Raw genomic sequence first — 23,221 nt, forward strand, 5'->3', positions numbered from 1 at the left:
CAGGTCCTCTTAGGAGCGGGAGCGCGGAAATACGGCAACGCATATACCTCAACCTTACGCGATATGAACCTGCCCACCAGAGTGCTATTAGCTCGCGCCTCGATCCCGCCTTTATTCAATGCCATCCAGTTTGAATCACAAAACCGGCCTTACGAATTTCATTTATCCGTCAATACGCGTGTCGGAAACACAGGAAAGCTCATGATGACTCCTTTGGTACGGCGCTGATCATTGCTGCTATGTGCGATCCATGCGATCTGGTACTTATGGGAATATTTTCAATATTGATATATTTTGCAATATTGAATAATGTCTCATAAAAAGCGACGAGCCAAAGCGGCAGATCGCACCTCGACGCTGAAACCACCCGGAACTCCCATGGAAAACAATAATAAAAGTACCCCGCTGCCCCCTTCGGTTGACGTACTGATCGTCGGCTTTGGCCCAGTCGGCGCGGCATTGGCAGCCCTGCTCGGTCGATACCACGTAAACGCCGTGGTGATCGACAAGCAGCACGAGATACTGCGCATGCCACGTGCCATTGCCCTGGATAACGAAGCCTTGCGTATGTTGCAGTTGATCGGCCTGCCCGAGGACGCATTCGATAAGCTGGTGATCCCAGAAGTCAAAATGCACTGCCCACTGGTAGGCCAATTCAGTCGCGCCAATACCAGCGGCTGCATCGACGGCCACCCCAAACTGGTAACTTTTTACCAGCCCGATCTGGAGAACGCCCTGCGCAGCCGGTTACTGCAATATCCTTGCATCACCACTTGCACGGGTTACGAGTTGCAGGATGTTCAGCAACATGGCGATCACGTGGAGGCTTTTCTGCTGGACGAAGATGGCATGACGTTTACCGTCAATGCCAAATACCTGATTGGCGCGGACGGCGCAGGGTCGCGGGTGCGTACGTTGATTGGCCAGGATTTCACCGGCCAGACCTATGCTGAAGACTGGTTGATCGTGGATGCCAATGGACGCCAGGGGCAGGCAATCGACCATGTTGAGTTCCTGTGTGATCACCGCCGGCCTACCCCCCATATGCCGGCCCCCGGTGGCCGGGAACGTTGGGAGTTCATGCTGCATCCCGGTGAAACGCGAGAGGAAATGGAGCAGCCGCATCGCATTGCGCAACTGCTGGCTCCGTGGGTAAAAGCTGCCGACTTGAGTATCGAGCGCACGGCGGTGTATCGCTTCCACGCACGTTGCTGCGACAGTTTTCAGAAGGGACGGGTATTTTTGATCGGCGACGCGGCGCACATTACGCCACCCTTCGTCGGACAGGGACTGGTTGCCGGTCTTCGGGATGCATGCAACTTAGGCTGGAAGCTGGCCTGGGTACTCGATGGCCGCGCCGCACCCAGGATACTCGGCAGCTACGACCAAGAACGCCGCCCTCACGCTAAAGAAATGATCGACCTGGCCAAACTGATGGGCCGCGCAGTGATGCCGCGCAATGCCGTCGTTGCCTTGCTGATCCACGGACTGATGAAATCGCTGACCCTGTTCCCGCCCGCCCGCCGGCTGTTTGAAGAGCTGGACATCAAGCCAAAGAATCGCTTCAAGAAAGGCTTGTTCAGCACGCAACGCAAAACGAAGTCGCTCCCTGTTGGCGGCCTACTGAACCAATGTCTGGTGCGGGATCCTATTCATGGCATCGTCTTGAGTGACGATGTGCTGGGTGATCAAATGACCCTTATAGGGTTTGGTAACGACCCTCGCCAACTGCTGGAAACTGCAACCCAGGAGCGATGGCAGGTCCATGGTGGTGGGTATTTGCAGATCGTCCAGCGAGGCCAACGGGGTAATCCAGACACCCATTGGGTCGAAGACCTGAGTGGTGAACTGCTCAAATGTCTGCCGAAAAATACGTTACTGATCGTTCGACCTGACCGCATTGTGATGCACAGCGGTGGCGCCGATCATGCAAATGAGCTGGCAAATGCATGCATGGCCTTGCTGGATAATTGAATCGATCAGCGATATTGACGGTAATTTGATTACTATCTTTGTCTTTCATCCCGCCGCGTCTTACATCATCAGGCATTTCCATGAGCGTAAAAACCGACACAGAACAGGCCACTCACACTCTGGAACCTCTGACCCGCGGCCACAAAAAAAAACAGCGCACGCGTCAGGGCTTATTAGATGCCGCGCTGCGGCTGTTCGCCCGTAAGGATGTATTTGAAACGGGTTTGTTGGAGTTGGCGGAAGAGGCAGAGGTCTCTACCGGCACCATCTACAACTACTTTCGCACCCGCGAGGAGGTAGTGGAGGCCGTGGGTATCGCTATGGCCAGCGAGTTTTCTGAGAGTATTTCCGGGTTAAGTGCAGGAGTTGAAAACGGTGCCCAGCGCATTGCAATTGGTGTGCGTCTATTTATCCTTCGCGCGATTGCCGACCCGAACTGGGCCAGCGCACTGGTGCGAATCGTACATTTTGACAAGGGGCTGCGGTCAACGCTCGCCATGCACGTCCAGGCGGACCTTCGCACCGGCGCAGAGCAGGGGCATCTGTCGTTTATCGATGAAAGCATCGCACTGGACCTGGTTATAGCCTGTGCAACAGCCGGCATGCGCAGTGCGGTTGAGGGCCGCACGGTTGAGCAACATGATGAGAAAGTCGCCGAGATGGTGCTTAAAGGCTTGGGTGCGAGCCCGGTGAAGGCTAAAAAGCTCGCCAGCCTTCCGTTGCCGCAACCTAACGAATAACCGATCCACTCTAAATGCCTTGTTCAGCTACCCATTTACGATAGCGCCGAGCTTGGCGCTTGGTTTTAAGCTGACTGGTAATCAGCGTCATTAGCGGCGAGATGCCAGGCTTGGTGGCTTTGCCCAGACTAAGCAAACCGAGCTGCTTCTTGATGATCGCCGTGATGGCAACGGCAACAAAGGCCTTATTCTTCCAAGATATCTGTACCGACTTTATCTGGGCGCCGTCCCCGGTCAACCATTGACTTGGCAAATTGGGTTCAAATGCCAAAGCGGTGGCCATTCCTACCATTGCCACAGATGGGCTGTTGATAACTATTTCAGCAATTTCCCTACGGCGGATCCCACCTGTGACCATTACAGGCATACGTGCCACACGACCAATGCGTTCAGCAAACTCCAAAAAGTACGCCTCTCGAGCGAGTGTTTGGCCGTCGCGTGTATGGCCTTGCATAGCAGGACTTTCATAGCTGCCGCCAGAAATCTCGACCAAATCCACGGGCAGTTCATTGAGCCGTTTAACGACCTCAATCGCGTCCCCCTCCTCAAAACCACCTCGCTGAAAGTCTGCTGAATTGAGTTTCACTGACACGCAAAACTGCGGTGCCACACGCGCCCGAACAGCCTCGATGGTACGAATGAGAATCCGCGCGCGGTTTTCCAAGCTACCGCCCCATTTGTCAGTCCGCTTATTGGTCAGTGGGGAAAGAAATTGGCTGAATAGATAACCGTGCGCAGCATGAATCTGTACGCCCGTAAAACCGGCGCGCTCGGCCAGAACAGCTGTTCGTGCGTAACGATTAATCAAGCCATGAATTTCAACCTCGCTCAGTGACCGAGGCTGAGCGAACAGCTTGGCGACACCGGGAATGTTCACCGCAATGGCTGAGGGTGCCACCGCCTCCTGGCCGAGATTGGCCATCATTTGCCGGCCGGGATGATTGATCTGTAACCAAGCCTGGGCGCCTTGACTACGGCATACGACGGCCCAGTTCTTAAACTGCTCAAGATAACGATCATTCTCCAGAATGACCCCTGCCGGACCGGTCAGAGCACGGCAGTCGGGCATTACATTACCAGTAATGATGAGCCCAGCCCCTCCGTCTGCCCATGTCTGATACAAGCGAAGCAATTCAGGACCAGGGGCGTGATTTTCATCTGCCAAATTCTCCTCCATAGCGGCTTTTGCAAGGCGGTTTACGATGCGTGTTCCATTGGGCAACAGCAATGGCTGAAACAGGGGCAATCCCGACATATCACTGATCCTTCAAATGTTGCGCCAAGGCGCCAAGGGGTTTTTTCAACGTGCGTCCCCACCATTGCAGCGACGATTCGGATTCATGCACAGGCGCCAGAGTCAGCCACTCGCCTTTCTCCGCATAGTGGGGAAATAGCGACAACGCATGACCGCGGGTGATACCCCGGAGTTCTTTTGCCCCCCAGACAGGAGATTGGCGTAGCGTTTGGATTTCGGCACCGACTGACGCGGCTGGTGCGATCGGATAACCACTGCCGAAAACCACCTGAGCAGGCTCCACTAGTTCCTTGATCACCGCCATGGACGCAGGTGAAGTAGACACGGCTGTATCGAAGTAAAAGCGCCGCAAATAGCTCATCACCCCGAGAGGAACGTCATCAGCGAATTCCGGCAAGGCGTTGGCCAGGGAAATACGCCATGCCGCATAAGGTAGAAAACCGCCACCATCCGCCAGAATCCACCGAATGCGTGGGTATCGCTCCATCGTGCCAGTGAAGATCAGATTGATCGCCGCGCGCGTGATGTCACAGACCATCTCCAATGCGTATGGTGGTGTACCCAGCCCTAATTGCGCGCTGCTGGGGTGCAGATTAGCCTGTAAAAAAACTGTGGCCTGGCGTTGATTTAACTCGCTCATCAACTCTTCGAATTGCGGGTCACCTAGAAACACACCATTACTGCTGCCCATCAACAGCACGCCATCAGCCTGCAAAGTGTCCAGGGCATAAATAGCCTCGGCGCAGGCAAGATCGGTTGCTGGCAACGGCAGTACGGCGAAGGAGCCGAAGCGGCCTGGATATGTGACCGCCATATCGGCGGCAAACTCATTGCAGCTACGCGCCAGATCGGCTGCGGCCCGACCCTCGCCAAAACAAACACCAGGCGCTGGTAATGAGGTGATCGCTGTCTGGATGCCTTGTGCGTCCATGAGTGCCACTGACTGTTGCACAGACCAGCTTGGAAGCGCCGTGCCCGTCAGAGCACCCAGCCCTCGACGCTGCAGGGCGTCGACAAATACAGGTGGCAGAATGTTGTGATGCACATCAATGCATTCGGCCTTGAGCTCTTCCTTGGTGGCAGCGGACTCACTTCGCACTTCTGACTGCGCCGCAGCAGTCCTTGGCAAGGAGCCCCCGACGACGCCTGCGCCCAACACCGTCGCCCCAGCCAGCAGGCTCGTACGGGCGACAAATTCTCGGCGATTCATAACACCTCCGTGTTTATCTTGTTATTAGAGTGGGTTACTGAATAGGAGCGTCGTGTCAACGATTACGCATACGTTCAGCTAGTGCGCCAAGCGGCTTCGTCAGGCTGCGCTTCACGCGGCCGGAAAAAGACTCGCCTTCATAGATTGGCGCTGGCTGCACGACCTCGCCCGGCTGCTGGTATTGAGGAAACAAACGTAGCGCGTAGCCACGATTGATCCCGTAGTGCTCATCGCTGGACCACAGAGTATTTTGCTCTAGGGTTTGACATTGCAGGCTCGTAGCGGGAGCCGGGGCGAACGGAAAATCACTGCCGAAAAGGATGTGATCCGAGTCAACTAACTCCTTGAGCGCTGCCATCGAATAGCGCGAGGGAGAGAGAGCTGTGTCGAAATAAAAACGCCGGATGTAAGTGAGAATTCCTTGAGGCGCCAGCTGCTGGAATTGCGGCATCGCATTGGCCAGGGAAACACGCCACGCCACATAGGGAAGAAAACCACCGCCGTGGGCAAGGATCCAGCGAATGCGTGGGTATTTCTCCATCGTCCCGGTCAGGATCAGATTGACGGCAGCGCGAGTGGTGTCGCAGAGAAACTCGATCAAAAAGCCAGGAGTCTTGAAGCCCAACTGTTCGCTGCTTTTGTGCAGGTTTGGGTGAACGAACACCACTGTGCCACGACGATCCAATTCGTTCATCAGTTCGTCAAAACGCGGGTCGCCCAGAAATACCCCATCGGTGCTGCCAAACAGCACGATTCCCTCGGCCTTCAGCACGTCCAAGGCATAAATGGCTTCGCTACAAGCAGTTTCGGTAAACGGCATGGGTAGTACCGCGAAGTTGCCAAAACGGCCCGGAAAATCATCACGCATCTTCGCCGCGTATTCGTTGCAATCTCGCGCCAGTTGCCGTGCCTGCGCCACACCGTCGCCCAAATGCACGCCGGGCGTGGAGATGGAGGTAATGGCACGTTGAATGCCATTCATGTCCATCACATCAATCGACTGCTCTGGCGTCCATTTTGGTAAGAGTGCACCCGCATGGCGCTCCATGCCCCGCTCGTAAATTGCGTCGCGGAATACAGGTGGAACGATGTGGTGATGGACGTCAATAAGGCCTTGCTTGAGGGTCATTGTTGTTATTCCTGGCGAGAACAGTCGCGACCTGGCCGTGGAAGCCCACGACAAAAACACACCTGCGATCAATATTGAACATTTGTGTTCACATCAGTCAACTGCGTTCGACACCAATGCCTCTTCAACAAAATTAAATAACACCGAAAATCCCTCTAGAAATGGTGTTACAGAACACCTCTCAAAAAAATAATCTTGAATCTGAAAATACTTGATTGACGAAAATTGAACAGTGGCGTTCAATCAGGTCAGATTCGAACGGTGGAGAACATTTGTGGAGTCAATGAATCCGGTGCAGCGACGCATCCATCAGGCCGCTTTGCGCTTGTTTGCCGAGAAAGGCGTCAGCCAGGTCAACATCAGCGACCTTGCCCAAGAAGCGGGTGTGGCCCGCGGCACCATTTACAACAACGTCGAGACGATGGACAAACTGTTTGAACAGGTAGCCAGTCAGCTCAGCGCGGACATGCATCAGCGCGTAAAAAAGAGCATCGACAGCTTTGGAGACCCCGCACAGCGCTTGGCCAATGGTATTCGTCTGTTTATCCGCCGCACCCACGAAGAACCGCACTGGGGCGCGTTTATGAGTCGCTTTGCGCTGAGCAACCTAGCCCTGCGGGAGATGTTCTCTAGCCAGGCCGTACCGGACCTCATCCATGGGTTGAGTCTCGGCCGCTACCAGTTCCGCCAGGAACAAATGGTCACGGTGATTTCGTTTATCGCCAGCAGCGTACTGGGCTCGATGTTTTTGGTATTGGAAGGCTTGAAGACCTGGCGTGAAGCCGGCACCGATACCGCCGAGCTGATACTGCGGGCGTTGGGAGTGAGCATTGAAGACGCTCGTGTGCTAGCCACTGTGGAGTTGCCGCCGCTGCCGCCTTCCGACTGATTCACGACTGAATACTGATAGCCCAACCCCGGTTTCCGGGGTGACGGGCAGCTTTTGCCTGAAAAAAGTGTTGGAGAATAATAATGAGCAAATGCCAAATCTTGACCCTGGCTACGCCGCAGCCGGCTCGCCACCCGCACCCTACGGTGAAAGCCCAGCGGCTTGCCTATCTGATTTTTCAGCGTCCGGACCTGGCCAAGGCGGAACAGTTTCTACGCGACTTCGGGCTCACCGTTTGCCATCGTGCTACAAATGCGCTGTATCTGCGCGGCACTGACAGTTCAGCCTATTGCTACCGCATCGAGAAGGCAGACGAGGCACGCTTCGTCGGTTTCGCACTCACCGTCGCTACACGCGAAGATCTTCTCAAGCTTGCGCGTTTGCCGGGCGCGTCAGCAGTAGAAAACCAATTCCAACCGGGTGGTGGCGAGCGGGTTCGCCTGCGCGACCCGTCGGGGTTCGTGGTGGAGGCTATCTACGGACAAGCGGCGGTCAAACCGTTGCAGCATCGCGCGCCTTTGCCCCTCAATCTGGCAGAGCAGATCCCGCGCATCAATGCCACCCAACGTACGCCAGCCAGTGCCCCGGAGATCCTCAAGCTTGGGCATGTGGTTCTGGAAGTGGCGGACTACCAGGCAACCTGCGCTTGGTACACCGAGCATTTCGGATTGATCCCTAGCGATGTACAAGTACTGCCTGACGGTTCACCCGCCGTGACGTTCATGCGCTTGGACCTGGGTGACGTCCCGGCAGACCACCACACCCTGGCCCTCGCGCAAGGCTTCATGCCCACCTACAGCCACAGTGCTTTTGAGGTAGTAGATGCGGATGCAGTAGGCATGGGGCAGCGCGTCTTGCGCGAGCGTGGATGGGTTCATGCCTGGGGCATAGGTCGGCATATTCTCGGCAGTCAGATCTTCGACTACTGGCAGGATCCTTGGGGCGACAAACATGAACACTATTGCGATGGCGATCTATTCACCCAAGGTCAGCCCACCGAACTGCATAGCGTCAGTGCTCAGGCCATGGCGCAGTGGGGGGAGCGCATGCCAAGGAGCTTCACCAAACCGAAGCTCAGCGTGCGCGCCATCCGAGCCTTGATCCACAACCTCAGACACAGCCCGGACCTGACCTTTCGCAAGTTGGTGACCTTGGCGCGGCTGTTCGGCTGAGTCCGTCGGCAACGCTCGCAAATGCAGTACAACAACAACCTGATGCCACGCAGCATCAGCCGATCGACTCCTCGGGAGCTCCTGTCATGGCAGTGCATGTAGTCCGCTTCGAACATCTGAATCGTACCCAATGGGGCGTGATAAACGCCGGCAGAATCACGGTGATTCCCGGTGACTATGCCAGCACCGGCGAATTCATCAATAACACCAGCGTCACTGAGCTGGCCCGGATGAATGACGGTGATCTCCCCCTGACTGCGGTCAAGTTGCTTTCGCCCGTCACCCGTGACCAACAGTTCGTCTGCCAGGGCGCCAACTACCGTCAGCACATGATCGAGTCGGGCATGGACCCTGACGCCAAGCACTTCAACATGATCTTCACCAAAGCCACCAGTTGCATAGTGGCCGCCGACAGTGAGCTCATCAAACCCGGTAACGTGCGCTTCCTCGATTATGAAATCGAGTTGGGCCTGGTGCTCAAACGCAACATCACTGGCCAGGTGACTGTCACCGACAAGACCCTGCACGAATTCATCGCTGGAATCGTCGTGGTCAATGATTATTCAGCCCGCGATATCCAGATTCCGCAAATGCAGTTCTACAAGGGTAAAAGCTATCGCACCTTCGGCCCTGTCGGCCCTTACCTGTGCCTGCTCGAAGCGCCCGACATGAACTACTTGAAGAACCTGCAACTGCGGCTGACGGTCAATGGGCAAGTCCGACAAAACGATAGCACCGCCAACCTGGTGTACGGCCCGGCAGAAACCTTGACCGAGCTGTCCGGTGTACAGAATTTCAACTCCGGCGACCTGATCGCCACGGGCACGCCAGCCGGGTGCGCGCTCACCGTGCCTTCCCCCGCGAAGCAACGAATCGGCGCCTTGCTGCCGGATGCGGTGAAGTGGAAGATCTTTCTGAAAACCCAGGAGAGCCGCACGCAGTACCTCAAAGCAGGCGATGTTGTCGAAGCCAGTATTCGCAGCGCCGATGGCAAGATTGATCTTGGCACCCAGCGTAATCTTGTGGTGGAGCAAGCCTGATGGCGATCACAAACCTGGCCGATATTCAGGCGCTGGAACGCACCCCGCTCAGTCGTCAGGGACTGTCGGCGAGCACCTATGATGCTTTGGCAAATTGTGCGAAAGAGCGCCCGAATGCGCCCGCCCTGCGCTTTTTTCTCGACGGGCAGAATTTTCGCAAGACCCACGATTGGACCTACTCCGAGCTGCTGATCGACATCACCCGCGCTGCTAACGCGTTCCACGAGCTCGGCCTGGGCGCGGACGACGTCATCGCGTTTATTTTGCCGAATTTGCCGGAAACCCATTTCACCATCTGGGGCGGCGAGGCGACAGGCATCGTAATGGCGGTCAATCCGTTGTTGGAGGCGTCTCAGATGGCCGACCTGCTGCGGGCCGCCAACGCCAAAGTCGTGGTCACGCTGGCCCCGACGCCTGGTAGCGATCTGTGGCCACGACTCGCTGCGCAACTGGACCAGTTACCTAGCATCAAGCACGTGATCTGGGTGAACATGGCGCCCTATGTCAGCACGTTTAAAGGGTTGGCATTGCGCTGGATGGCCAAACGGGAAAAAGCACGCTACCGGCATCTGGCAATTGCCGACCTGCGGGACCTGATGAAGAAGCAGCGTCATCAGTACCTGAACAGCGCCAGGCATATTCGCGCCGAAGATCCGTCTTCCTACTTCTGCACAGGCGGCACCACGGGGTTGCCGAAGATTGCCGTGCGCAGCCATGGCTCCGAGGTTTTCAATGCGTGGGCCATGGCTCGCAACATGGAGCCTAGGGAACCCGGCCTGGTGATTTTCTGCGGCTTGCCGCTATTCCATGTGAACGGCCAATTGGTCACCGGCCTGATGCCGTGGACCAAGGGCGACCAAGTGGTGATCGGCACGCCTCAGGGGTACCGCGGGGCCGGGGTCATACAGAATTTCTGGGCGATGGTCGAGCATTTCAAGATCAATTTTTTCTCTGGTGTGCCCACCGTATATTCCGCGCTGCTGCAACAATCGATAAAGGAGCACGACCTTAGCAGTCTCCAAAGCGCTCTTTGTGGTGCTGCACCCATGCCGATAGAGCTGTTCAAGGACTTCGAAGCGCAAATCGGCGTTCCTATTCTCGAAGGGTACGGCCTCACTGAAGGTGCCTGCGTTTCGTCATGCAACCCTGCGGGTGGCGAACGCAAAATCGGTTCCATTGGCCTGCGTCTTCCTTATCAGGAAATGCGTGCGGTGATTCTGGATGAACACGGCAGTTACCTGCGCGATGCGATGATCGACGAGGTAGGGGTGATAGGTATTCACGGCCCTAACGTATTTATTGGCTACCTGCAATCCGAACACAATCAAGGCCTATGGATCGATATTGACGGCCATCGCTGGCTGAATACCGGCGACTTGGGACGCCAGGATGCCGATGGTTATTTTTGGCTCACCGGGCGCAAGAAGGAACTGATTATTCGCGGCGGCCATAACATCGACCCCAAACAGATCGAAGAAGCGTTGCAGGCGCATCCGGCCGTCGCGCTGGTTGCCGCCATCGGTTGTCCCGACGCCCACGCCGGTGAGGTGCCCGTGGCGTATGTCCAGCTCAAGCCCGGGCACAAGTGCGCAGCGTCAACATTACTGGCATTTGCCAGCCAGGCCATTTCCGAACGCTCGGCCGTGCCCAAGCGCATCGAGATCCTCGACGCCCTGCCGGTGACACCGGTCGGCAAGATCTTCAAGCCGGCCCTGCAGCAACTGGAAATCGCCAACGTCGTACGCCAGGAGGCAGCCAACGCGGGCGCGCAGGATATCAGCGTAAACGTGTTGCAAGACCCGCGTCGCGGGCTGGTCGCCCACATTGGCGCCGGCGCCCATCGTGAGCAACTCGTTCCCCTGCTCGGGCGCTACAGCTTCCAAATTGAATGGCTCGGCTAAACAGCGCTTAGCGCTGCCCGCTGAGTTGAGGAGGCAACCACTGCCACCCGCAACCTGACCATTGAGCTTCATCAACTAAGCACCGAGAACCAGCTATGGCGTTTGCCATGGTCTGCGAGACCTGCTGCGCCTCGAAAACCATGCAGGGACGCGTAACGCACAACAAAAACAACAAGAGGTAGTGAACGCAATGACTCGTAAACAACCCCCATGGCAACAGGTTCGCCTGCCGCTCGCTTTCGGCATGGCCGCATTGGCCAGTGCGCCCGCATCGGCAATCAACTTCGATATCGGCGAGATCCAGGGACAGTTCGACTCCAGCCTCTCGGTAGGCTCCAGTTGGTCCCTAGAGAACCCGAAGCAGGAGCTGCTAAGTAGCCATAGTGCCGACGACGGCCGACTCAACTTCAAGAAAGGCGACGCCTTCAGCAGGGTATTCAAAGGCGTCCACGACCTTGAACTAAAATACGGGGACAGTGGCGTATTTGTACGCGGCAAGTACTGGTATGACTTCGTACTCAAGGATGAACATCAGCGCTTCAAGGACATCGATGACCACGGCCGACAGGAAGGTGCGAAAGCTTCCGGCGCCGAGATTCTCGACGCCTTCATTTACCACAACTACCTGATCCGAGACTTGCCCGGCACCGTGCGTCTTGGCAAGCAGGTGGTGAGCTGGGGCGAAAGCACTTTTATCCAGGGCGGCATCAACACCATCAATCCGGTGGACGTGACCTCTTTTCGCCGCCCCGGCTCGGAGATCAAGGAGGGCTTGATTCCGGTCAACATGTTCTACCTGTCGCAGAATCTCACCGACAGCATATCGGCGGAGGGTTTCTACCAGTTGGAATGGCAAAAAACCGCGATCGATAACTGTGGCACTTTCTTCTCGCAGACCGACGTGATCGCCGATGGCTGCAATGGGCTGCCGGTGGGGCCGATACTCGACCAGAATCCGGCGGCACGAGCGGCCCTTTCGCCGTTTGGCGTGCAGCTGTCGAACGAAGGCATCGTGATTCCCCGCGGCCGCGACCGTGATGCTCGCGACGGCGGCCAGTGGGGCGCTGCACTGCGCTGGTTCGCACCGGAACTGAACAGTGAGTTCGCCGGGTACTTCATCAACTATCACAGCCGCCAACCCTACGTCAGCGCCATCAGCAGTGCGCATGCCGCCGACCTGGGTTTTGCCCCGCAACTGTGTGGCAACGTCGGGGTACCGGCAGGTGCCTGTGGCGGTTTCCTCGCCAGCCCCACTGGCCAGAGCCTGGCACAGGCCTACCGCCTAGGCACCTCGCAGTATTATGTCGATTACCCGGAAGACATCCGCCTGTACGGCCTGAGCTTCAGTACCAGTCTCCCCACTGGCACCACTCTGGCAGGCGAGATCAGCTACCGGCCCAACATGCCGCTGCAGATCAGCCCCGTGGACTTGATCAGCGCCGGTATCGGCGTACCGGCCCTGACGCCGGTGCTGTCATCCGGGGCGGCGCCATTGGCCAATGGCCAGGACGTCTCCGGTTATCGACGCAAGGAAGTAACGCAGGCACAGGTCACCGCCACGCACTTCTTCGACCAGGTCATGAATGCCGAACGCCTGACCCTGATCGGTGAAGTGGGGCTCACCCATATCGGCGGCCTGGAGGGCAAAGGGGGGCTGCGCTATGGCCGCAGTACCGCCTACGGTCAAGGAGAGTTGTACCCCAACAACAGCCTATGCACCAACACCACCAATGTACAGACGCCTTCCAACTGCAACAACGATGGTTTCGCCACCAGCACCTCTTGGGGTTATCGCGTGCGCGCTATCTGGGACTACAACGGGGTGATTCCGGGCGTTGAATTGCACCCGAATATTGCCTGGTCCCATGACGTGAAAGGCTACGGCCCCGAGCCTGGCTTCAACGAAGGCTCCAAGGCATTGAGCCTGGGCATCGATGCCAATTACCTGAATACCTACACCGCAAGCCTGTCCTATACCGACTTTTTCGGCGGCGCCTACAACGTAAACATCGACCGCGACTTCATCGCCCTGAGCTTTGGCGTGTCCTTTTGAGTGGAGCCAACACAATGAAAACTCTGACCTTATTTGCCACTACACTCACCCTACTTGCTACAGCCACGCTGACCCACGCTGCAGTACCAGCAAGTGAAGCGGCGAAGCTGGGCAACAGCCTGACGCCCGTCGGTGCAGAAAAAGCCGGCAACGCCGACGGGAGCATTCCCCCATGGACCGGCGGGCTGCCCGAGAACGCGGGCAGCGCAGGGCCCAATGGTGCGCTCAGTGACCCCTTCGCGGCCGAAAAACCGCTGTTCACCATCACTCCGCAAAATGTCGCCCAGTACCAAGACAAACTGACGCCGGGTCAGTTGGCCCTGTTCAAGCGCTACCCCGACAGCTTCCACATGCGGGTGTTCCCCAGCCATCGAAGCGCGGCCCTGCCCGAGAACGTAAACCAGGCCATCGCTAGGAACGCAGTAAAGTCGACACTTATATCTGGCGGCAACGGCCTGTCGGACTTTGAAATCGCCACGCCCTTTCCTATTCCCCAAAATGGGCTAGAGGTGGTGTGGAATCATATCACCCGCTATCGCGGCGGCAGCGTGCGGCGTACCCACGTCCAGGCCACGCCACTGGCAGACGGCACCTTCAACCCGGTGTACTTCAAGCAGCAGTTTACTTATCGCGACCAGTTGAAAGACTTCGATCCGCAGAATCCGGGCAATGTGTTGTTCTACTACAAGCAATTGGTCACTGCGCCCGCCCGTTTGGCCGGCGATGTGGTTCTGGTCCATGAAACCCTAGACCAGGTGAAGGAACCGCGCATGGCCTGGATCTACAGCGCCGGGCAACGTCGCGTACGACGTGCACCACAGATCGCCTACGACGGCCCGTACCCAGCCTCGGACGGCCAACGGGTGGCAGATAACTTGGACATGTTCAACGGCGCACCGGATCGCTACGACTGGAAGCTGCTCGGCAAAAAGGAAATCTACATCCCCTACAACAGTTTTCAGTTGGAGTCGCCCGCACTGAAGTACACCGACGTGATCAAGCCGGGGCACATTAACTCCGATATCACCCGCTATGAGCTGCACCGAGTATGGGTGGTTGAGGCCGACCTCAAGGCTGACCAGCGTCATGTCTATGCAAAACGCGTCTTGTACTTTGATGAGGACAGCTGGCAAATCGCCCTTGCCGACCACTACGATGCACGCAATACCTTGTGGCGCACTGCCGAGGGCTTCATGACGCCGCTGTACGACAAGAAGATTCCGTGGATGGGTGTCGAAGCCCTGTATGACCTCATCAACGGCCGCTACCTAGTCTCCGGGATGCGTAACGAAGAGAAGGACAGCATGGACATCGGCTTCAAGGCCGTCGCGGCAGAATACACACCAACCGCCTTGCGCAACGACGGCATTCGTTAACGCATCGTCAGTATGGTCGAGACAGAGTAAGAGGGTTGGCCGCCAGCACAGCTGGCGGCTTCATACCTGCCACTCTGCTTCAAGGCGCACCAGGTTACTTACACAGGCCAGCTCATCAATGCGCGAGCCACAACAGTCTCCAGTTGCTGTCGCACAGTTCCCGCAGCGGCTTGCAGGCACAGACCGTCGAACACAGTCTGAATGTAAAGCGCCAGTGCGTCGGCATCTTGTGTGCTGGCCAGGTCACCCTGCTGCTGCGCCAGCTCGAAACGCTCGCGCAGCATTGCTCTTATACGGTTACGTCGACGACTGAGTTCTGTAGCCACATCACATTCAGCCAAGCCGTTCGCAAGCCCCGACTGAACCAGTAGGCAACCCAAAGGCTCGTCTGCAGTGGTGAGCCACTCAACGGCACCTATCAGCATTCGCCTGGCGGCCTCGCGGCCTGTAGGTGCAGCCAGGATCCAGTCACGGTGGGCGAGCCTGCGTTGGTCGTAGCGTTCAAGCACGGCATCAAACAACCCGCGCTTGCTGCCAAAGGCGAAGTAAAGGCTAGGGGCGCTGATACCCATCGCCTTGGTTAATTCCGCCACAGAGGTGCCGTCGTAGCCTTTGCTCCAGAAAATATCTGTGGCCTTGTCCAGAACGGCGTCCTCGTTAAACTTTCTTGGACGTGCCATCGCCTGCCCTCCTAATAATTTAGCGATCATTCTATTATGAGCTTGACCTGCCTCGCTAGCACTCGTAATGTAGTGATCACTAAATTACTAGTGAGGTGAAAACATGGCGCAGACACTTGTTGGAAAAATAGCGTTGGTTACCGGAGGTAGCTCCGGCCTGGGCCTGGCCACGGCAAAGCGCTTCGCACGCGAAGGTGCTCGGGTATTCATTACCGGTAGAAACCAGGCTGCTCTTGATGATGCCGTTGCCTTGATCGGCGAACAGGCTGTGGCGATTCAGGGGGATGTCTCCAACGATACTGATTTGGAGCGCGTATCGCAGGTTGTCGGCAAGCAGGCGGGGCGACTGGACATCCTGTTTGCCAATGCTGGAATTCTTGAGCGCGCACCTCTTGGCGAGATCACCGGAGAGTCCTTCGACCGTCTGTTCGCAGTGAATGTAAAAGGGATGGTGTTTACCGTTCAGAAGCTGCTGCCACTACTAAGTGATGGGGCCAGCATTGTATTGGTCTCTTCACTGGTCGGCAGCAAAGGCATGCCCGGCAACAGCATCTATGCCGCCACCAAGGCAGCTATCCGCAGTTTCGCCCGCGGCTGGATGCTCGACCTTAAGCATCGCAACATTCGAGTGAACGTTATCAGCCCGGGAGCCATTGAAACCCCCGGCCTCAAGGGTGCGGCGCCGGACAAGGAAGCTGCAGATGCCATGCTTGGCCTCTTCGCCGAACTGATCCCGGTTGGGCGCGTCGGACAACCCGATGAGATTGCCAAAGTAGCCGTTTTCCTGGCATCCGACGGTGCCAGCTACATCAACGGCGCTGAAATCCCAGTTGATGGCGGCTGGGCACAGGTGTGATCCCTTTTACTCACTAACAGAAGGTCAATCATGGGCAAGATATTGGTGACAGGCGCCTCTGGCGAATTGGGCTCTCAAACCCTGAAAGCACTGCTGCAAATCACGGAAGCGAACCAATTGGTTGCGATGGTCCGAGATCCTAGCAAGGTTCAGGCACTGTCGGCGCAAGGTGTGGAAGTTCGGCGCGGCGACTATCTGGATCAATCGTCCCTGATTGCAGCATTTGAGGGCATCGAGAAGGTGCTGATGGTTTCGGCAGTTGCGTTCACGGACCGTTTGCCACAGCACCTTAACATCATCCAGGCGGCAAAATATGCCGGTGTCAGCCACCTAGTCTATACGTCGATCCAGCGCAAAACCGGGTCAGTCAACCTGATCTCGATGGTGACCGAATCGGACCTTGCCACTGAGCAGGCGTTGGTAGACAGCGGGCTGGCTTACACCGTTGTACGCAATAGTGTGTACCAGGACTCAGTGCCATACTTTTTGGGAGCACACTGGGCCTCCAACGGTGTTCAAGTTACCGCAGGTGATGGCCGTGCAACGCTAGTTTCACGAGCAGATCTAGCGTACGCCAACGCATTGATCCTTACCCAAACAGGCCACGAGGGCAAGACCTATACCCTTGGTGCCAGTGAAGCGATTTCATTCCGAGAAATAGCAGCGGCATTATCAGAGGTCGTTGGTAGGAAAGTCCCTTATCAGACCGTGTCGAAGGAAGTGCTCGCCGCAAGGCTAGTCGGTGATGGCATCCCCGCTCCTGTTGCTGACTTTTTGCACGAGTGGATCGCTGCGGTGAATACAGGTGAATTCGAGGAGATTACCGGTGATCTGGAGCACTTGATCGGCCGACGTCCCATCAGTTGCCTGGAGTTCATTGGTTCAAATTATAGCGCTGTAAATGAGTCACTATGATGCCTTAGCTTCGCTCAACAAGATCGATAAGGAGCAAATAGCGAGAATCTGATGTGAGGTCATGCTCGGTTTTCGATATCAGAATTAGCACATTAGGTAACTCGCACGGCGCACGTAAATGAATCATCCCTAGTTTCGTAAACACCTGACGGCCGCTTTTGGCCGATTTTTTCTGCCCAATGTGAAAGGCAGAAATCGGCCAGAAGCAGTCGGTCGCGATCAGAAAGGTTTGACGACAACGAGTCGCTCTCGCACTCTGTTTATAACCCATTCATTCATCAGGTTCCCGCATGTCATTAGCGACCGTAGTGCTGCTCGACTCCTGGCCACAGCCAAGTACGTCGCCTGAACCAGTGGTGTTCGCCACGGACACGCAACTATGTTTACGGTATTACACCACCGGAGAAGAAATAGCTGTGGTTCATTTTCCGCTAGTAAAGAAAATCCAATTCGGTTCGCCAAACGACGAAGCTTTGGGCGGCCATCCGCTCATTGGACTTGGCCTAAAGCATTACCAAATTCATCGAATAGATAATTCGCCTTGGTTAGCAGAGCTTGAGCAAAGGAACGCCATTCATCCTCGACACGACAAACAGCGGTTCATGAAAGATGCTATCCACTATGTCTTTACGTTTCAGGACTCTACCTTGGAATGCATCGTAATCGAGGGGGCGTTCTGGCATCCCAAAGTGCAAGTCTTTACCTCGGAGCAGGAGGCAAAGGATGGCTGGCGCACACTGGTGAATGACGTGGGTGCATTAACCCAATAGTCAGGAGCGGATGGCTGCGTTGGGTCGATAGCACCCGTCGTGACGGGTAGCTACTGACTGGAAGCTACCGCTGTGCCCTATCGGCAGCTAGTGCACTACCAATGATAACCAAGCCCCAACGTAAGTCCGAAATCTCCTTGCGCGGTGCCCGCACCTGTCGCGCGATAGGTCCACTTCCCACCCCTGGAGCGCGCCGTCAACCCGATGGCCAAAGCGGGCTCACCCTCGTACACAGCCGTTGCCATTGCCACCATCGACTTGCCCGGCGAGGACGCAACCGGTAACCCGGCGGTGGCCATCACCGCCGCAATACCGGCGTACACGTCCTGCCGCAGGCTGCCGACGCGGCGGTCGGTATAGTCGTTGGCCTCCGTTAGCGACCGATTGGCGGCTTGGTTCGAAAGCCGAGTTGCCTGGCGGAAATTGACAGCGTCCGTGCCTTGCACAGCCTCGGCTGCATGGCTGATCTGACGCTCGGCGCCATACGCACCGACTGCCACGCTACTGGCACGTGTGGCTTGGGACCCCGCCCCCAGCGCCACGCTATTTTTCGCGTTGGCGCCTGCTTGCGAACCCAGCGCAGTACTCTGTTTCGCCTGAGCAGTGGCACCAGCACCGGTGGCGACACTGCGCTCGCCTTCGGCCTGAGTCTGTGCCCCGAGCGCAACCGATTGGCTATCCGGACGCGTGGATACGTTGTCGCCGGCTTCGCTCGCATCCACGGCAATACCGGAAGACTGCTGGCCCAATTGCCTGGCCTGCTGATTCACTGCCTCCAGTTGGCGCCCGTTGACGGCATCGAGGCTGGTAGAACTGACCTCGCCGTCCTCAACGCCACCCACCGTGCGCGAGCCTTGGCTGCCACTGATGTCGACCTGGGCCCCATCAGCAATGCCGGCCAACTGTATGTCACGACTGACCGGATCCTGGCGGACATGCCCCACCTCACCGTTGTCCATCTGTTTGCGCAGTGTCTCGGCTTGCGCATTGATGGCATTCGATTGGTCGTCGGTAGCCACCATACGGTCATCGAGTAGACCGAATGCCTGCCCGATGGAGTCGACCTTGATCAACTGAGCCTCGGCACCGTTCTGGCCAGACTGCGTCACTGCATAGGTGGAAGGGCTCGTCGAACCGTCGGCGTTCACGTTCGCGCCGCCGCCCATGGCGGTAGCCAGGAACTGGTCATGTGCTTTAGCGGAGACCTGGATGTGCCCGAGAACCGTTTCGCCTTGGGCGATACCTTGCAGCCTGGCGGCTGACTGGTCCGCGACCTGGCCGGCAAGAGTTGCACTGGCGTGCGCTGCGCTGGCGCCATCACGGGCAGTAGCAGCAGCGGATTGTGCGGCCTCGGCACTGCCCTTGGCCGCCTCCGCGCGGCTCTGTGCAATGGCAGCGACGCCTGTCGCACCGACGGCTACGCTTTGCGCCTGGTCAGCCATGGTTTTCCCAGCCAGGGCAACACTCTGGGCTGCCACCGCCGCGCGATCAACGTCATCCAACTGACCCTTGTTCACCGCATCAGCCTGTGCGCTACCGGAAGCCAACCGGGCGATGCGGGCCGGCTCGCTGGCTGAACCGCGGCCTGCGTTGTAGACCCCGTCGATACCACTCCACTGCAACGTGTCATCGCGCAGGCCCTGGATGTTATCCACCAGCGCGTCTAGCTCAGTGGCCTGGGTACGCACGGCATCGTTGAGCGTGGAGAGATTGCCCGCCACCGCGTGCAGCGCCTCACCTGCATTGTCGTGGCTGGTTGCAGGCTGAGCACTGCCAGCGGCTGCGATCAGGGGGATGTTATAGCCAGGTGCCGTGGGCTGGCCTTCAGCGTCCACGGCAGCGCCACCTCCGAGCAGCCGAGTGATGGTCTCGCGACCCACGCCCGCAGCGGCTTTTACCGCCGAGTCCAGGCGCTCTACCACCGTTTGCCCGCCGTCCAGGCCGCCGAGCTGAATCGCAGCCACATCAGCGGTGGACCGGGCGGCGTTGGCAGTGCCCTGGGCATTATCGGCCGTTCGCTGAGCGACCGACGCGACGCTTAACGCCGTGCCGGCTGTCGTTTGTGCTGCAGCGGCTCGATGACTTGCCTGCGTCGCTACGCCTTGCGCCTGGTCGGCGTCGGACTGCGCTACGACGGCGACACTCATCGCATCGATGCTGGCGCTGTTCGCTTGCTGTGCTGTGGTGTGGGCCGTGTCGGCCGAACGCTGTGCCGTGTTTGCCGCATCCAGAGACGCATTGGCGCGGCTCTGGGCAGCCAGGGCCTTCTGATTGACCTGCGAGGCGCTCAGCAACGCATGGTCGGCGGCGCTCTGCGCGGTCTGCGCAGCCGTCTGAGCGGTGGATGCCGCACCCAACGCAGCTTCAGCGTTGGCTTGAGTCTCCAGTACGGCATGCTGTGTGCCGGACGCCGCGTCGGAAGCGGTGTCGGCACGGCTTTGAGCCGCCTGCGCAGAAGCATGCGCGACGGTGGCGAGGTTCAGCGCCCGGCTGGCGGTAGTGTCGGCAGCGCTGGCTGCTTCTCGTGCTGTCGACGCGACGCCCAATGCGGTATCGGCGCTGTTGCGTGCGGCCATGGCAGTGATATTCGCACTGGCAGCCGAGCCCTGCGCAGCGCCTGCAGTGTTTTGCGCGGCATCCGCAGACCGCTGCGCCTGCAAGGCTGAAGACAACGCGAGGTCGGCAGTGCCTTGGGCCCCGTCCGTGGTGGCCTGAGCGTTTTCCAGCGCGTCCAACGCGCTGTCTGCACCACGCTGGGCGACATCGGCCAGGTCTTGAGCAGAAGCGGCGGTTTCGTGAGCGTTTTTTGCGGTCCCTTGGGCATTCTGCGCATCGGTTTGCGCTGTGACGGCCGCTGCACCTGCCGTGTCAGCTGTTTGCCGGGCGGTGGCTGCCGTTGTCTGGGCGGCGGTCGCCGCGTTCAGTGCGGCGTTGGCTGAAACCTGCGCCGAGTCGACCGCGCTGTGTGCGCCCGCAGCCGTGTCCTGGGCTCTGTCAGCCATGTCCTTGGCGACCCCACCGGCACCCTGGGCGGTCGACGCGACCCCCGCAGCCCGATCGGCGATTTCACGAGCGGCAGCCGCTGCATCCTGTACCGCGTTCGCCGCGTTCAGGGTCTGGCCGGCAGTGGCTTGCGCGGTTTCAGCGGCCACGTCGGCCTCCCTGCCCACAAGCAAGGCCGCATCCGCAGCGCGCTGTGCACCATCGGCCCTCTCCTGTGCACTTGAAGCCGCAGTGGCAGCCTGGTCCGTCCGGTCTTGTGCATCCGCTACAGCAGCCTGCGCCGAAGTGACCGCATCCGAGACGGCATCAGCCGAGCGCAGGGCAGCTGTCGCGGCAGCTGCAGCCTTGTCCACGACATCTCCCACTTCCTTGACACGGGTTTGCGCCGCGCTGGCCAGAGCCTGCGCCGTCGTAGCGCTGGCGTGTGCCTGCGTGGCGGCGCCTTGGGCGGTCTGCGCCGAATGCTGAGCGCTTGCGGCAGCAACGTCGGCACGCTCAGCTACCGCTTGCGCGTTGGCGGCGGTCGTACCGGCCTTGCTGGCGGCGCTTGCCGCCGCGCTGGCGCTGCCCTGGGCTTGATTGGCGGCGGCAAGGGCACCCGCTGCCTCCTGGGAGGCATTGTTGGCCTGTGCCAACGATGAGTCGGCGGCATCCTTTGCCGCCAACGACACCTGATGAGCCTTGTCCACAGCAGCAGTGGCGGTGCCGGCCGCCTGTTGTGCACGCAAGGCACTGCTTTCAACGCTGTCCAACTGACCTTTGTTGACAGCATCCGTTACCGCCACGCCGGCAGCCATATTGATAATCGACATGGGCACGCCAGCGTCCCTGTCGGCGTCATACGCACCCGTCTGGGGGTTCCAGTAGAACCTCCTGGTCGCCCTCAACACCTGGGATTTTTCCGAGATATCCATGACGGAATCGAACACTTCACCCATGCGGTCATCAGTGACGTTGTGCGCTTTGTCCAAGGCCGACAGAGCCCCCAGCAGCGTGGTGGGCGACGGTGTTTCCGGGGCAAGGCTGGTCAGTACAAGTGGTATCGGTACTATCCGATTGCCCTGGGCGAGCGGGCCGGTTCCCAAGGCCTGTGCCATCGATTCACCGGCCGTGGTCTCACGTGTTCCAAGACGGCGGATCGCCTCATATCCCGAGAATAACTGGGCACCGTTAATGGCATCGGTACTTGTGGCGTTCACCGCCCCTGGAGCTACAAAAATCCATTGGCGCAATCGCGCCGCACTGCCGCCGCTGACCGTGCCGACCGCGCTGTTGCGCTCGAAGGAGTAGACGCGTCCATTGAGGGTCACGGGCGTAACTTCGCGCAGATCGTCAGTGGCCGAGAAGCTGCCGAGCGCGACACTCGCCCTCTGGGGGGCCTGGGCGCTGTAACCAAGTGCCAGGCTTTCCAAGTTCGATGCGCTCGCGTTCCTGCCGATCGCTACCGAGTTGTCCCCTCGTGATACTGCGAATCGCCCGCCGGCGAACGAACTCGCACCGCCCGCCTGCGCGCTCGCGCCGAGTGTAGTGGCATACTCACCTGAAGCAGTGGATGCCGAACCGAATGCAGTACTGAATGTATTGGAGGCCGTAGCGGTATTCCCGAACGACAGTGCATAGGGGTTCCGGGCCCTGGCGGTAAGACCTAAGGCCATGGTCCAGGCGGCTGTACTCTGGGCACCGCGGCCGAAGGCAAAGCCGTTATCAGTGGCAAGCGGGGCGCCAACCTCAATGCCGGAATGGCCAATCGCGATGCTGCCGTTGACACCTCCCAACATCAGCCGCCCACCGTTGATATACAGCTCCCCGCCCAAGGAAAGCGAGGTTGCACCAACACCCGGTGTTCCTAACGGCCGATAGAACATCACGCTCTCGGTTTGGCCATCCTTGGCGTTCGAGTCACACTGCCCCGACTGACCATCCTTGAAATTCAAGTTTTCGTTCAAATAGGCTCTGTCGGCCCCGGTGCCTGCAGTATAAGTATTTTGGGGGTCATTGAGACTGACGCATTCGCCGCTGTCATTCGCATTGATGTGTACACCGTTGCCTGCACGGGCATCAGACACGCCCAGCAGCGCCGAAACTCCGGTAAGGGTCAGCAGGCCGAGAGTCGGCCAACCGGGTGATGTGACCGCAAACTCGGGGCAGTAGAAGCCGCGAATGAGGGAGCGAAGTGAGTTGAGAGGAACAGCATGCGGACAAGCGACCTGCGAATCGAAACGCAATGTGACTTTCACGATGACTTACCTGAGACATTG

At 58.3% G+C, this 23,221-nt stretch carries 17 protein-coding genes; 12 read left to right on the forward strand and 5 right to left on the reverse strand.

Going from position 1 to position 23,221, the window contains the following annotated elements:
* The 3 genes from HX873_RS31650 to HX873_RS26660 form a co-directional block, all read left to right on the forward strand.
* A partial coding sequence (locus tag HX873_RS31650) for a hypothetical protein (protein WP_218170424.1) occupies positions 1-228 on the forward strand: 228 nt, incomplete at its 5' end.
* A gap of 150 nt (positions 229-378) precedes the next feature.
* Complete coding sequence (locus tag HX873_RS26655; protein WP_177123440.1) at positions 379-1,974, forward strand: bifunctional 3-(3-hydroxy-phenyl)propionate/3-hydroxycinnamic acid hydroxylase; 1,596 nt, start codon at positions 379-381, stop codon at positions 1,972-1,974.
* Between the two features lie 80 nt (positions 1,975-2,054).
* Positions 2,055-2,714 carry a TetR/AcrR family transcriptional regulator gene (locus HX873_RS26660; protein ID WP_177044221.1) on the forward strand — a complete coding sequence of 220 codons (660 nt, stop codon included), beginning with the start codon at positions 2,055-2,057 and terminating at the stop codon, positions 2,712-2,714.
* Between the two features lie 10 nt (positions 2,715-2,724).
* On the opposite strand, the gene HX873_RS26665 is transcribed toward HX873_RS26660, so the two are convergent.
* Genes HX873_RS26665 through HX873_RS26675 form a run of 3 tightly spaced genes read right to left on the reverse strand, consistent with a single transcriptional unit; the run spans position 2,725 to position 6,308 of the window.
* On the reverse strand, positions 2,725-3,969 hold the full coding sequence (locus tag HX873_RS26665; RefSeq protein ID WP_177123441.1) for an NADH:flavin oxidoreductase/NADH oxidase family protein: 1,245 nt from the start codon (positions 3,967-3,969) through the stop codon (positions 2,725-2,727).
* 1 nt (position 3,970) lies between these two features.
* Entirely contained in the window at positions 3,971-5,179 is a 1,209-nt protein-coding gene (locus tag HX873_RS26670) for an amidohydrolase family protein (RefSeq protein WP_087692976.1), read from the reverse strand.
* A 55-nt stretch (positions 5,180-5,234) separates the two neighbouring features.
* The gene (locus HX873_RS26675) at positions 5,235-6,308 is read right to left on the reverse strand and encodes an amidohydrolase family protein (protein WP_177123442.1); all 1,074 of its coding nucleotides are present in this window, start codon (positions 6,306-6,308) and stop codon (positions 5,235-5,237) included.
* A gap of 274 nt (positions 6,309-6,582) precedes the next feature.
* On the opposite strand from HX873_RS26675, the gene HX873_RS26680 reads away from it, so the two are divergent.
* The 6 genes from HX873_RS26680 to HX873_RS26705 all read left to right on the forward strand — a co-directional run bounded on the left by HX873_RS26680 (position 6,583) and on the right by HX873_RS26705 (position 14,739).
* Positions 6,583-7,197, forward strand: coding sequence for a TetR/AcrR family transcriptional regulator (locus HX873_RS26680; RefSeq protein WP_087692974.1), 615 nt, complete (start codon positions 6,583-6,585; stop codon positions 7,195-7,197).
* An 83-nt stretch (positions 7,198-7,280) separates the two neighbouring features.
* Positions 7,281-8,369 carry a VOC family protein gene (locus HX873_RS26685; protein ID WP_218170427.1) on the forward strand — a complete coding sequence of 363 codons (1,089 nt, stop codon included), beginning with the start codon at positions 7,281-7,283 and terminating at the stop codon, positions 8,367-8,369.
* An 86-nt stretch (positions 8,370-8,455) separates the two neighbouring features.
* The gene (locus tag HX873_RS26690) at positions 8,456-9,409 is read left to right on the forward strand and encodes a fumarylacetoacetate hydrolase family protein (RefSeq protein ID WP_177123443.1); all 954 of its coding nucleotides are present in this window, start codon (positions 8,456-8,458) and stop codon (positions 9,407-9,409) included.
* Positions 9,409-11,310 (forward strand): acyl-CoA synthetase, encoded by a 1,902-nt coding sequence (locus HX873_RS26695; RefSeq protein WP_177123444.1) that lies wholly within the window; start codon positions 9,409-9,411, stop codon positions 11,308-11,310. Before HX873_RS26690 ends, HX873_RS26695 begins: the two co-directional genes overlap by 1 nt.
* Positions 11,311-11,500: 190 nt before the next feature.
* Positions 11,501-13,363 carry a DUF1302 domain-containing protein gene (locus tag HX873_RS26700; protein ID WP_177123445.1) on the forward strand — a complete coding sequence of 621 codons (1,863 nt, stop codon included), beginning with the start codon at positions 11,501-11,503 and terminating at the stop codon, positions 13,361-13,363.
* A gap of 14 nt (positions 13,364-13,377) precedes the next feature.
* Entirely contained in the window at positions 13,378-14,739 is a 1,362-nt protein-coding gene (locus HX873_RS26705) for a DUF1329 domain-containing protein (RefSeq protein ID WP_087692969.1), read from the forward strand.
* A gap of 98 nt (positions 14,740-14,837) precedes the next feature.
* On the opposite strand, the gene HX873_RS26710 is transcribed toward HX873_RS26705, so the two are convergent.
* Positions 14,838-15,419 carry a TetR/AcrR family transcriptional regulator gene (locus HX873_RS26710; RefSeq protein WP_158213533.1) on the reverse strand — a complete coding sequence of 194 codons (582 nt, stop codon included), beginning with the start codon at positions 15,417-15,419 and terminating at the stop codon, positions 14,838-14,840.
* A gap of 103 nt (positions 15,420-15,522) precedes the next feature.
* Between HX873_RS26710 and HX873_RS26715 the strand changes: the two genes are divergently transcribed.
* From HX873_RS26715 to HX873_RS26725, 3 genes are all read left to right on the forward strand, one after another.
* The gene (locus tag HX873_RS26715) at positions 15,523-16,275 is read left to right on the forward strand and encodes an SDR family NAD(P)-dependent oxidoreductase (RefSeq protein WP_177123446.1); all 753 of its coding nucleotides are present in this window, start codon (positions 15,523-15,525) and stop codon (positions 16,273-16,275) included.
* 30 nt (positions 16,276-16,305) lie between these two features.
* Positions 16,306-17,190: an SDR family oxidoreductase gene (locus tag HX873_RS26720; protein ID WP_087692966.1), complete on the forward strand. Its 885-nt coding sequence runs from the start codon at positions 16,306-16,308 to the stop codon at positions 17,188-17,190.
* Between the two features lie 290 nt (positions 17,191-17,480).
* Complete coding sequence (locus HX873_RS26725; protein ID WP_023659022.1) at positions 17,481-17,960, forward strand: hypothetical protein; 480 nt, start codon at positions 17,481-17,483, stop codon at positions 17,958-17,960.
* A gap of 95 nt (positions 17,961-18,055) precedes the next feature.
* On the opposite strand, the gene HX873_RS26730 is transcribed toward HX873_RS26725, so the two are convergent.
* The gene (locus HX873_RS26730; protein ID WP_177123447.1) at positions 18,056-23,200 is read right to left on the reverse strand and encodes a YadA-like family protein; all 5,145 of its coding nucleotides are present in this window, start codon (positions 23,198-23,200) and stop codon (positions 18,056-18,058) included.
* Between the last annotated feature and the right edge of the window lie 21 nt (positions 23,201-23,221).

The organism is Pseudomonas sp. P7758, assembly GCF_013386485.1.
Taxonomy (GTDB): domain Bacteria; phylum Pseudomonadota; class Gammaproteobacteria; order Pseudomonadales; family Pseudomonadaceae; genus Aquipseudomonas.